A 12,623-nucleotide genomic window follows, 5' to 3' on the forward strand; every position below is an offset into this window, starting at 1 on the left:
TTTCGTGAAGCATGTAATGCAGCAGGTATTAAAAAATCAGCGCACGGATTGCGAAAATTAGCAGCAACACGTGCAGCCAATGCTGGTGCGACAGTTTCGCAAATGAAAGCGCTTTTTGGCTGGACAGAAGATAAAATGGCATCCCTTTATACCAAAACAGCCGATAGAAAACGACTTGCAATAGAAGCTATCAAAAAGCTACAAAAAGGTTCGGGATAAACATGAAAATAAGTTAAAAGAATCAACGGAATCAAAACTCCCGAACTTTTATATAACTTATTGATTTTATATAAATATAACGCTCTCTTCCTCTCCGCCATCTATTATTATAAAAGCAGTCGATTGTGTGTGGGAATTTTGTTTTCAGTGATTTGTGCTTATTTGCTTTTCTTACTAGACGTTTTCTATCGGCTGTTTTGGTATAGAGTGGTGCTATTTTATCTTCCTTCCATCTAAATTTATTTGCAAAATTGTAAATACCTGCGTTAGCAGTGCGTGTGGTTGCTCATTTTCTTAATTCCTGAGTTGATTTTTAATTTTATGCTTCATGAAACAAGTTACAAAAATTTTTTTCTAATGGCGTAAATTAAAGCAAAACCAATGGGGGATGTTTTAAGTGCAATATGTTTTATGTAAATTGCTATGCCAATTTATATTAAAGGAAATATGATTAGTTGTGGAAAAATTATCCCGAAAAAGATGGGGTGGTTTCAAAATTTCTCATGCTTTTGTTGATAAAGGAAAACAAAATCTCTGTTGTAGAAATCACATTGACGCTGCATATTTTTTAGCTAAGGTTGCTTATTTATTTTTATGGATATAGGGAGCAGCACCACGAACGTTTATAAGAATAAGCGGCCGTAAAGCTAGATATGTTACGGATTTTGTTCTACAAAGTGTTTTTGTCATCCCTATATCTTTCCAATCGTTTGATGGCATATTTATTATTTTGTGACATTCTTTTGCTAAGCTTTTGCTTTGGCTTTGGCGTGTCAATCAACACCTACTCCTTATACAACAGCATATTTGAGATAAAATATTTAAGATGGTTTACTGCTTTATCGGTTATATCAGCTTTTATATGCCAAATAGGAGAAAATATTGTATATACTTGCTAGCGAGTCATTTCTAAAAACGGAAGGATCTTTTAATTTTGAAAAAATATAAAAGCGAAAAAGGTGGAAATGAGCTCCCATTTTTATCATCATCTTATTAACACAGTTTTATAACTTTCATAAATCTCTATGGTCGTGTCTTTTAAATAATGAAGATTACGTGTTTCACGCTTTTGTTTATCCCATTGAGATTATGCCTCTCATATAAAAAGAATGTTCTAAACACAAATACACTTGTGTTGCTAATTTGTGCACTTGTTTTAAAGAGATATTTTTGCAATGTGTATAAGCCCATTTTGCAATGCCACCTCGTAAATGGTATAAAACGCAAAAGTTTCGGTGAGGCATATAAAGCCTTATAAAGCTACACCATTTGTATACTTATGAAGATGAAAAGAGGCATATTATACTCCTGCTTCCATGTTGTTATAGATTTTGATTATGGGAGTTCATAAAAGGCATTTTTCCTTTCTAAATTGTTTTTATTTATACGGCTTTCTCTAATCATGATGTGCAAGCAAATGATTTTGACGGTTTCAACCATAAAAAACAGATTTGAAAAGAAATAATCTTACGATATTCAAGCTTGGTATATTATGATTATAAATCAACGTGTTGCTTTATAATTGCATTGTACGTTGAAAGTTGGATGTGGCAATGCTCTCAAAAAAGTATAGATTTCTTTTAGAAGAAAACATTGTGGGTGAAATGTTATGGTTTTTCTCTCATAGAGACTTGTGGGAGTGTTTCATCCATCTCATGACAACCAAACCACACATCAAAAAAGTAATGGTCGGTAATATTAGGTAGTAAGATGGAGAAACTTTTGCAGGAAGAAAAGAAATAATACTCAATACTGTAATTGAAAATATTCTTCCGCTAAAAGAGACAGCACCAACAATACCGGAAATATGGTGCGTTTGTTTTTGGTTAAGTTCTGAGAAAAATAAGCTTTTTGCCCCTATCGGTACAGTGCAAATAAATCCATGGATTAAAGAGAAGGCGATGACTGATGCAGCCGTTTGATGGCTATGAACTGAAAAATAGAGCGCTATGCACATCAGCGCAGAAAAGAAGGAAAAATATTTTATAGAATTCTTATATTTTTTATCAAGAACATGATACTTAGACATCAGTAAATTTGAAAAATATTGTGCTGAAAAGGCTCCAATATGGCAGAACATCAAGACGAGCATTTGCGAACCGTTGAGGTGATGAATTTTTCCTCCTGAAAGTATTATCGGTTGCCAGAAATGATAAATAATCTGAATACCAGCGCTAAAAAGGCACATGAGAAAATAAACCATGCTCCTCCTACTGTATTTTGAAAGATCCAAAGCGTTTCCGTGGCATTGTGCAAGATTGTTTTTGTTTTGGATGTTTCAATTGTCGTTTTCTTTTCTTCCGGAACAATAAGGAATATCAAAAAAATAAATCCCATCATGAGGCATGAGATGATATATCCCAAAAAATATTGTCCAGAGTAATAGATCGTTCCAATTCCTATAATTCCACTGAGAATACTTCCGAAAGAGTTAACTTGGTGGTAGAGATGAGCATAATGCGAAAAGTGATCCTGTTTATCGCCTAGAGAATGGTAAATCCATCCGTCAATGGCGCTGACAATGATGCAAATGCCCGCTGCATAGAGAATTTGCGCAATAATAAGTGCCGTCATATTGGGAGCTTGAAGGCATAGAAGATAAAATACTCCTGTCATAAAGACCCCAGCCATAACGGAATATTTACGTCGATATCTGTCAGATAAAACAGCGCAGGGAAAATCAAGCAGCAGGATGGTGGTGGAAAAGACAACCTGAAGCAGAGCTAATTGCGCCAGACTCACTCCCATGGACATTAAAAAAATCGCATGGTAAACGCCGATCAGCATGCGGACAGCATTATAGGATCCATAGTTGAGAGCAAGGGTGCGAGGTCTGTTCATTGTGTTGTTCCACAAACCTTACAGTGAGGATTTTTCTTTAGAGAACGCTCTTCTGTGAAAAGTTGGCTGCTCCATATCCCCACACGGCGATCAGTGGAAAGAAGGCTTCCATAACCACCCAAAAATTTAAGAGCATCATTAGCACACATGGCAGCTGAAAGTGCATTAACAGGGGGAAATGTAGCAACTTTGAAGTTATTATTAATCATAACACAAGCTTCATAAATAAGATGATCACTTTTTGCCGGAAGATTGCCTATAGACGAGCTACATGCGTAACAACCAGTTTTACCAGGTATGTAAAATGGACCAAAGACAGCTATATCATTAACATAACCGGAATTTATATAGGCTTGTTTATTTTTCACACACCATTCATTGATCCATAGGCCTAGCTGAACAGGTGAATCAGCAGAAATGATCCATAAATCAGCTTTGGGTAATTTGTTGATATCCTCTTTTTCAGTAATCAACATTTGTAATTCATGAACTTCAATTTGGCTGTTTCTCCGCATCAGCTCACGTTTAAGAACAGTTGTTTTCGGAAGACCGATATCTTCTTCAGTAAAAAGAATTTGTCTGGTAAGGTTGGTTATCTCGATCACATCATTGTCAACAAGAGTCAATTTTCCAACGCCAGAGGATGCAAGCATTGCTGATACATGATTACCAATCCCACCACACCCTAAAATGACGACACTTTTTTGCAAAAGAGTATGCTGAACGGAGGTTGGATGCATACCATAGCTTTGATAATGGAGATGACTTCTGGAATATCGATTATTGAGGATATTGTCTGATGTTTCAGCTTTGACAAGAAAATGGTTAGAAACAAGAAAATCAAACGCACGGTCAAAATTTTCTTTTAACATGATTAATGATAGTGAATTGTAAACTTCATCTACTGTCTTTCTTTTTATCCATTGTGCTGCAATAAGCACTAAGTTCTCCCAAAAATTTTTATCATTGATAATAAACTGCTTTGAACCCGCACCAAAAATAGCATCCTCTTCACGAACAACAACACGTGTGTATTTTCCTAAAATATATTGTTATTTCATTTCTCCTCCCCACTTATAGATCAAACCAACTTTTCCCTGAAAAATAATTTCAGGTAAATTTCTTTAGTTATTAATTACATTCTGAATGATCCATGATTTCCTCCCCTTTATTGATGTTTTCATTATTCACCACTTACATGGTAGGAGGATCCTAAATAAAAATATTATTATTGTAAATACACTTTTATGATGTAAAACAGATACTTTTACATCAAATATTGATGAATGTACATTGAGAAAAGAACCCATATTACCAGTTTAAAACTCTATGATCTTTATTAACTTAAAAATTAATAGCATAAAATATAATATAAAAAATGAATAAATTTGAATTTATGTAAAAATACAAACTTTTTTACTGCTGCTGATAAAACAAACAAATCTATATTATAAAGTAGTTGATAACTACATTGATTGTGGTTATCCGTTTTGTATACGCATCATTTCATAAATGTTAATATGTTTATTAATCAAAATATTATTTTTGAAGTAATTATAATATCCTATTAAAATATTTTAAAGTTACCTATAAAGTGATTAAATTGCTTCTATAGAGATATAAAGCTAGACAGAAAATCTATGACTATTTTATTGAATAAATTAGTTTTTATAGCTTTATTCTGTTTGTTAAGTATTTAATTTGTGTACAATTTATCCCTTTTTATTTTTATCATAGATTATTCTAAATAGATTTAATAAATTTCATTATTAATTGTTCAATGCGAATTTAATTGTTTATTTTAATTTATTGCATACGAGAAAATAAAAAATGTTTACAAAAAAAGTTCTGTTGAGAGAAGGCTTATTGCTTATCGTATTTTTGCTAACATATCTTTTATCTACCGCGCATGGCTATACTGGTATAGATAAATTATTTTGTTCCCAAGTTGTTAAGGAACGAGATGATGCGGTTCAGAAGTTGGATTCAGCAAAGTTTGAAAAAGACAATGCGGAGAGAGGATGGAACGATACAATGCAAATATTGGGGGTGTCCGTAGAGGACTTGAAGAGAATAGCTTTTGAACAGCAGGCACTCTATTTTGCATTGCTGAAAAATATGCCAAATAACAAGCAACTGACTTATAAATATGAAATAACGCAAAAGCGGAATGCTGCAATTTTTGAACGGCTCGAGAAGGTTTTTACTTTATTTGAGCATGTTGAGAAAAGAACAGAGGCTTTTCGAGAACTAAATGAAGCAAATAAGCTTAAGGATCAGTCTCAAGCATTACATTATTTAGAAGTGATTTCTAAACATCATGAACATATTGATAAATTAAATCAAGAGATTAAAAGGATCGATCACGAAGTTGATAATTTAAATAACAGGCTTCAAAGTCTGAGGAAAATATTTCGATAGGAAACGAAAAGTTATTCATTTAGAAGACATGCTTTAGCAACGAGATAAAGCTCTTACAGCACAAAAAAGGAAAGAAAAGTGATGGCTCTTATGGCACTTTGCGTATCACAAAGAATGAGCTCATTCTCTCCCATGGGGAAAACCAAATCCATTTGAGTGAAAAAGGTTTGGTGCTTTCTCATCAAGCAACCCGTGTTGAATTAACGGGCAGTGTGCACATTCGAGCAGAAGATTTGCAGCATAATCAAAAATCCGTATCAAAAATCCGTTGGCGCAAGCCACAAACACGGCGTAGTCAAAATGGGGTCTCTCCACAACCTCTTACCCCCTTTAAAGGAGTTTATCATGCGTGAGAATACTTATGTTATTTTAACCAATGCCGATTTTGTTGCAGGCAAGCGTTCACCGGGCAAGGGTGAGGAAATTTGTTTAAGTGAGGAAGCGGCTAAATATCCGTTGTTGCTTGGTCAGATTGCTGAAAAACCAGCCCCTGTTGTTGCTGCGGCTCCAACGGTTTCTACCACAAAGACAAGCAAAGGGGCTTAAAGCATGCGGTGCGGGATGAGCGAAAAGGATGGCTCTCTTTTATATGGTTGGGATCATTGCCAACAGTCACTCCGTTGATCTTTGGTTGTTACCGGATGAAGGCTCCTTTGTTTTGGAAAGAGCGGAGCAGAATTTAAGAGCAGAATGGGCACGTGCGCAAAGGCTTGGGCGTGATCTGTCTTTAAGTTGGATAGTAAGCCGCTTGATGGTTGAGGGCGTTCACCATGTGAACATAACGCACCCTTGTGAGGATCTTTTGGTCGCACCTGATGAAGCTGTAGCTTTAGGGGAAATTATTTTGTCAAAGCAGGGGCGTGCTTCTTGATGTCCTCGTTGTTATTGCTGCTTAATTTCAGCCATTATTTTTCTGAAAAAAGAAGCTTTGTAGGGAGAAGAGCATCTATGGAGCAGAGTGTAAAACGAAGAAATGCATATAATTGATCCAGTAATGTTGACAATAATCGCTAAATATGTTGCCCTGATTGCTTAAACAAATGGCTAGATTGGCTTTTATTCTCTGAGATAAGTGTTACTCTCGATGAGATAGAATGCGGATGAGCGAATTATCAGTTAAGGGATTAAAAAAATGGGGGGAAAAAATAATTGTCAAGATTTGAGTTATTTCAGAATCGCTGTATTCGGTATGATTATTATGGTTTTGGGGATGGGGATTGGGCGATTTTTCTATACGCCGGTATTTCCAGTTATGTTGGATGAAGGATTGTTTACCTTTAAGCAACTTTCTTATATAGCTAGCGCTAATTATGCCGGTTATTTAGTTGGGAGTATGTTTTTTTCGTTTTGCAGAGTTGGGAATATATCCCGTGCTCCCTACATGCTATTTGGTGCAGCTATAGTGACGAGTGCACTTATTTTTGCCATGGTATTAACAACAAACTTTTACTTGGTCTTCTTTATCCGCTTTGCTGCCGGTATCGCGAGTGCAGCAATGATGATTTTTGGTTCTATTACGGTTATGCAGCATAGTCACAAGTTGTGGGTTATTGCTTCGCTTTATGCAGGTGTGGGAGTTGGTATTCTACTGGGTAATGAGTATGTTATTATTGGTTTGAGTAAATCGCTGAACGCGAAAAATATTTGGTTTGGAGCTGGTTTTATATCTGTTGTATTGTTGCTCTTGTTGTTTATTTTATTTCCACGTCGTGTTGATGCGTCTCAATTTTCTGGTAATGAGTCATTGGCACACGAAAATATCGTTTGGTGGGAACTCGCTCTGATTTATGGGCTCGCTGGGTTTGGTTATATTATTGTCGCGACATATCTTCCTCTGATGGCGAAAACATTTAATTTCCCACTACTGGCTAACCACTTATGGTCGTTTGTCGGAATAGCCATTGTTCCTAGTTGTTTCATTTGGTTATGGGGAGCCCATCGGTGGGGGGTATTACGTTGTCTGATGCTCAATTTGCTTATCCAAGGAGGATGCGTATTACTGACATTATTCAGCCAGTCTCTTGTATTAATAGTTCTCAGTTGCATAGGGTTTGGATTCACTTTTATGGGGACGACCTCTCTAGTTATGCCGTTAGCTAAGCGTTTGTATGCGCCGTATGGTATAAATCTGCTAGGCTTGGCTACCTTAACTTACGGTTTTGGCCAAATATTAGGACCTCTCTTGACGAGTTTTTTACAGTTTGGTTCACATGCCATTGCGCTTTCCGTTATCTGTGGTGCTGTAGCGCTTTTTGCTGCTGCTGGAATCTGTCAATATTGTCTTTGTAAAAAGGTCGTTGGCGTTTCATAAACCCGCAATCTTCACTAAAAAGTCAGGAGAATTTATTACGTTCTTTTTGAAACATTTTGTGAAAATCAAATTATTCTAATAGGGGAGATTACAGAATGCTTCACTCTACAGTCGCTATTTTGGGCGTTGGTCCTCGTGGGATCAGTATTCTCGAACGCTTGCTCACACTTTATTCCCATTATTCATTTTCTGGGAACATTGATATTTTATTGATTGATCCCAATGAGATGGGCACCGGTACCCATAGTGTGCATCAGCCAGATCATTTATTGGTTAATACTGTCGCTTGCCAGATTACTTTATTTGGTGATGATACAGTTAAGGGTGTAGGGCCTATTCGTAAGGGGCCTAATTTCTATCAATGGGCTATTCAACAAGGTTATCGTAATATTAATGGTGTTTTTTCTCGTACAGAGCATAATGTTGGGAGAGAAATCAAAGAAAATGATTATTTATCACGTCGTTTGTTAGGGGAATACCTATCTTGGGCTTACCAAGAGCTCACGAAAGATTTACCTTCCGGTATTCGTATTAAGGAGATCCGACAAAAAGTTATCAATCTCCATATCCACCAAGATAATAAAACGGATGTTCTTTTGGAAGATGGCTATCGTTACAGTGTAGATTTTGTTTATATTACCACGGGTCATGGTAAGAATATATATTCATCGCATGATGAAAATCTGCAACAGTTTGTGGCTGGTCATCAAATGAAAAACGCGCTTTTGAACTATTATTCGAATCCTTATCCAATTGAAAAGCTGGACTCTATACAATCTCAGTCTCGTGTGCTGGTGCAGGGAATTGGATTAACTAGCTATGATGTCTTGTCGCAATTGACTTACGGTCGCGGTGGGACTTTTACTGAAAAAGCTGGACAATTACACTACATGCCAAGCGGCAAAGAACCTACGATAGCTCTATTCTCCCGTCAAACATTGCCTTTTAGTAGTCGCGGGATTAATCAAAAGGGTGGTAGTGGGCAATACATACCATCATTCCTTACTCTCGATGCAATACATCATCTGCGTAAGCAGTCCAGCATTGCTAACGGTTCTCCGAAGCTGGATTTCGAAACGCAGCTTTTACCTCTGTTGCTTAAAGAAATGTGTTATGTCTATCGAAGTACGCAGCTGGGGCACTGGCTAGACCCTGAATCCTATGTTGTTACTTCCAAAGACGAGCAGTGTATTCAAGCGTTGCTGTATCCTCATCGAAATAAAATATTTACCTCTTTGAATGATTATACAAGATTCTTCATGGAGCATTTGAGAGACGATCTTCATTTTTCCGCCGCAGGTAATGTTGATGGCCCAGTGAAAGCTGCTACAGATGTGCTACGAGATGTCCGTGATATCTTACGTTCAGCAATTGATTTTTGCGGGTTAACGTCTTCATCTCACAAGTACTTTATTGAATATTTTAATCCAAACTTTAACCGTATTTCTGTCGGCCCACCGATACAGCGAAACCAAGAGTTGAAGGCTCTGATGGAGGCTGGTATCGTGACTTTGGCTGGTGGCCCTTCACCTAAACTTGTTCTCAATGCTAATACTAGCCGTTTCGAAATTCAGTCTGTTTTCCAAGATGAAAACAGTTCAGTTGATGGAGATGTGCTGATCACGGCCAAGATTGATAGTTTTTCTCCGTTGCGTGATGAGTCACCTTTTATCCAGAATTTGGCTGGTCAGGGCATCATTAGACCATTTATCAACCAAGGATATCATCCTGGAGGTATTGATATTGACTGTCGGCAGCATCCTATAAATACTAAAGGACAAGCACAAAATACATTATGGGTGGTAGGAAATCCAGTAGAGGGTCCCAATTTTTATACATATATTTTGCCTAGACCTTTAGTTAATTCGCGTGCACTGCGGGATGCAGGGCGCTGTGTCATTGACATGTACGAGCAGCTTCTTAATCGCCACTCAGTCAAAGATTCAACAATTAATGTACATTGATGATGTAAAAAGCTTCCTGATACGCATGTCCTCCGTATCCGCTATAATGGCGATGCTGATGCTATTTATTTTTCTTATATCGATCTCAATGAGAACTTGGTTTCTTATTCCATTGGGTGGAGTGACTGTTATCGGTTATTTGCTTTTGACGATACCATACTGGTGGTTGAAGGGTAATGCACGCAGTGGTGTGGCTATCCTTTTGGTTTGTACTTTAGTGCTGATATGGCGTTGGCACTTGCCTGATGTTAGTACTGTGCTTGTGCGTTTTACTGATGTTTTTTGGTTATTACTCGCCATGGGATTGTTGCGCCATGTGATGAATATATGGCGTATTTCAGAATTTCTCTCTGAACGGTTGATGCGCTATGGAAAGGGTTCGCTTACTCTGTCTATAGCGATACTGACTGCGTTTCTAGCTTGGCCGATGAGTTTGGGGGTTATCCCCCTAATGATTGATGCCTTGAAGCAAAGTGTTTTTCCCTCTCGCCATTTGGCCGCTATTGTGATGCGAATGATGAGCATCACAATGGTACTGATGCCGACTAGCATCGGTGCAGCAACAGTTTTCGCTGCTATGCCTAGAACACCAATATTCACATCCGCTGCTTTGGGGATACCACTTTTTCTATTCAGTCTGTTGTTGTTGTGCATTGCCCCTGTTGTACCGCTAGCTAACCCGATCATTTGCGATGAGGGTAGAGAAAATAAAGAAGGAGAGAGAGTAAGAATTTGGATTTTTTTGATATTTTTCTGGCTAATATTTATCGTTGCGTTGACAGTTATCAGGTTGAATGCACTAGAAAGCATTGCGTTGACGGCGAGTATTCTATATGTCCTTGAGCGTGGGAGTTCACGCAGTGTTGATTTTTTGACTCCTTTGGTGGCAGTGATACGCAGTATATCAAGTGAAATTATGTTGTTGCTAGGTTGTAGTCTGCTAATATCTACGTGTGATTTGCTGATTCCTTTGTTGCCGGTGACGTTTAGTCACTCATTGGCATTACTCTCTGTTTGGCAGCGCTATGCCTGTATTCTCTTCGTATTGCCAATTTTCAGTGTAGCAGGAATTCACCCTATGGTGCTATTTAGTTTGACATTTCCCTTACTAGGGTCATCGATAATTTATGGGGTTACGGATTATTTGGTTTGGATTTGCTTCTTTATTGCAGCTCAACTCCTTTCTCCTGTATCAATAAATGCTATTTTTGCTTCCAGTAGCCTGCATATTTCACCGATGGATACGAGCTTTAAAATGCATAGTTATTATGTATTAATGTTTAATCTTTTTGCGTTCATTTATTTGAGCTTTTTTATTCAATATTTGTAAATTACGGAGATCTTATGCCTTACATAAACATTAAAATTACTAATGAAGGGGTTACCTCTGAACAGAAACGGCAACTAATAGAAGGGGCAACTCAATTATTAGTTAATATTCTGAATAAAAATCCGAAAACGACTGTTGTAGTGATTGATGAAGTGGAGACAGACAATTGGGGTATTAATGGTGTTCCCGTTACAGAATTAAGGAAAGCTCAAAATAAAGAATAACTCTGTGTATTTGACAATAATTTAAGGTCAATATGGTTAATTAATGTAAAAAATCACGTTCTTAAGCAACAATTTGATCAGACCGCCATTGGAGCGGTTGTTACAGCCCCTGATGCTGATGCACAGACCTATCCCCTCAACGAGCCTGTTCTTCTCTTTACGCATGAGGGTGAGAAAATCCAAAAGCTTGGGGCAAGAGGCACGGCTCTTGATGTTATTAACGCCGTGTGTGCGCAGGGGATTGAGGCACAAATTATTCTTGTGCGTGTGGAAGAAAAATCAACCATTGCTGAGACACAAACTGAGATGGTGGGATCAAACGCTCATTTGACCGGTGTGCATGCCTTGGCTCATGCGCGTGGTCATTTAGGGGTGGAACCTGGCATTTTACTGGCACCAGCTTATAGTGCAGGGCGGATTGATAATGGCAAAAACCCCGTGGCAGACGCCTTGGAACAGGTTGCAGAAAAGCTACAAGCGATTGCGGTTTTTGATACGGGTGGTAAAAATGCGGAAGAAAGCCTTGCCTATCGTGCAGATTTTTCCTCACGCTTTTGTTATTTGATTGACCCCTTTGTACGGGTGGCAAATAGTGATGGTGGTTGGAGTGTTAAACCAGCAAGTCCCTTTGCTGCCGCCATGTTTATCAAACGGGATAAGCAAAGGGGTGGTGTTTTTTGGTCTCCCTCCAACCAAGATGTTAAAGGCATTTTAGGAACCGCGCGCCCGATTAGCTATTTTGATGGCGAAATCGATCATGAGGCAAATCGCCTCAACCAAGCCGATATTGCGACCTTTATTCCAGCACGGCTTAGCCAAAATGCGCATGGAAAAATTGCCGCCAATGGACGTATTTTATGGGGCAACCATACCACCTCCAGTGACCCATTGTGGCGCTTTGTCAATGTGGTGCGCACCCGTGCAGCCTTGGAAAAAACGATCATCAACAGTTTCCGCCCTTGGGCGAATGACGAGAATCTGACCGGTCAACATGTTATTGCCATTACCCGCAGCCTCACGCAGTTTCTGGATGATCTGATTGCGCGGGGTGCATTGCTTGGTGGCCGTGTTTGGTTTGACCGCGATTTAAATTCCAACAGCACTTTACAATTGGGAAAATTGCGGGTCGAGTTTGATGCGGAAGAAGTGCCACCCTTAGAAGATTTAAGTTTCGGCAGCCGGCGCAATAGCGCTTATTTTGACCGTTTGGCGCAAGATATCCAAAAGAAAATGACTTATCAATTTGGCGATACGCTTGAAACTTATCGCAAAGCAGCAAGGAGTTAAAGCATGACTTTACGCATTGTCCGCGG

General features: G+C 38.4%; 10 protein-coding genes and 3 pseudogenes. 11 read left to right on the forward strand and 2 right to left on the reverse strand.

The features are described 5' to 3' along the window. The coding region (locus ACFIKO_RS08170) for a tyrosine-type recombinase/integrase (RefSeq protein WP_375673709.1) at positions 1-219 on the forward strand (219 nt) is incomplete at its 5' end. Between the two features lie 1,621 nt (positions 220-1,840). Here the strand turns inward: ACFIKO_RS08170 and ACFIKO_RS08175 are convergent. Together ACFIKO_RS08175 and ACFIKO_RS08180 are read right to left on the reverse strand one after the other, a co-directional pair. Next, positions 1,841-3,060, reverse strand: a pseudogene (locus tag ACFIKO_RS08175) (MFS transporter). Beyond that, complete coding sequence (locus tag ACFIKO_RS08180; protein ID WP_375673716.1) at positions 3,057-3,932, reverse strand: ThiF family adenylyltransferase; 876 nt, start codon at positions 3,930-3,932, stop codon at positions 3,057-3,059. The pseudogene ACFIKO_RS08175 and the gene ACFIKO_RS08180 overlap by 4 nt, the downstream one beginning before the upstream one ends. A 958-nt stretch (positions 3,933-4,890) precedes the next feature. Here ACFIKO_RS08180 and ACFIKO_RS08185 point away from each other — a divergent pair. The 10 genes and pseudogenes from ACFIKO_RS08185 (at position 4,891) to ACFIKO_RS08230 (ending at position 12,597) form a co-directional block, all read left to right on the forward strand. Then, complete coding sequence (locus ACFIKO_RS08185; protein ID WP_375673711.1) at positions 4,891-5,481, forward strand: hypothetical protein; 591 nt, start codon at positions 4,891-4,893, stop codon at positions 5,479-5,481. A 152-nt stretch (positions 5,482-5,633) separates the two neighbouring features. After that, positions 5,634-5,834 (forward strand): hypothetical protein, encoded by a 201-nt coding sequence (locus tag ACFIKO_RS08190; protein ID WP_375620340.1) that lies wholly within the window; start codon positions 5,634-5,636, stop codon positions 5,832-5,834. After that, positions 5,827-6,027: a hypothetical protein gene (locus tag ACFIKO_RS08195; RefSeq protein WP_375620339.1), complete on the forward strand. Its 201-nt coding sequence runs from the start codon at positions 5,827-5,829 to the stop codon at positions 6,025-6,027. Before ACFIKO_RS08190 ends, ACFIKO_RS08195 begins: the two co-directional genes overlap by 8 nt. A gap of 3 nt (positions 6,028-6,030) precedes the next feature. After that, positions 6,031-6,102: pseudogene (locus ACFIKO_RS08200) on the forward strand (baseplate assembly protein); the annotation flags it as partial. Continuing rightward, positions 6,098-6,352, forward strand: a pseudogene (locus ACFIKO_RS08205) (baseplate assembly protein); the annotation flags it as partial. The pseudogenes ACFIKO_RS08200 and ACFIKO_RS08205, both read left to right, overlap by 5 nt. A gap of 261 nt (positions 6,353-6,613) precedes the next feature. Continuing rightward, positions 6,614-7,792: a YbfB/YjiJ family MFS transporter gene (locus tag ACFIKO_RS08210; protein WP_375673712.1), complete on the forward strand. Its 1,179-nt coding sequence runs from the start codon at positions 6,614-6,616 to the stop codon at positions 7,790-7,792. Positions 7,793-7,887: 95 nt separating this feature from the next. Next, positions 7,888-9,756 carry an FAD/NAD(P)-binding protein gene (locus tag ACFIKO_RS08215; RefSeq protein ID WP_375620337.1) on the forward strand — a complete coding sequence of 623 codons (1,869 nt, stop codon included), beginning with the start codon at positions 7,888-7,890 and terminating at the stop codon, positions 9,754-9,756. 88 nt (positions 9,757-9,844) lie between these two features. Beyond that, positions 9,845-11,086: a hypothetical protein gene (locus ACFIKO_RS08220; RefSeq protein WP_375673714.1), complete on the forward strand. Its 1,242-nt coding sequence runs from the start codon at positions 9,845-9,847 to the stop codon at positions 11,084-11,086. 14 nt (positions 11,087-11,100) lie between these two features. Further along, positions 11,101-11,310 (forward strand): 2-hydroxymuconate tautomerase family protein, encoded by a 210-nt coding sequence (locus ACFIKO_RS08225; protein WP_375620335.1) that lies wholly within the window; start codon positions 11,101-11,103, stop codon positions 11,308-11,310. 39 nt (positions 11,311-11,349) lie between these two features. Further along, positions 11,350-12,597, forward strand: coding sequence for a phage tail sheath family protein (locus ACFIKO_RS08230; protein WP_375673718.1), 1,248 nt, complete (start codon positions 11,350-11,352; stop codon positions 12,595-12,597). The last annotated feature ends 26 nt before the right edge of the window (positions 12,598-12,623 follow it).

The organism is Bartonella sp. TS82HLJMH (genome assembly GCF_042193495.1).
Lineage (GTDB): Bacteria > Pseudomonadota > Alphaproteobacteria > Rhizobiales > Rhizobiaceae > Bartonella > Bartonella grahamii.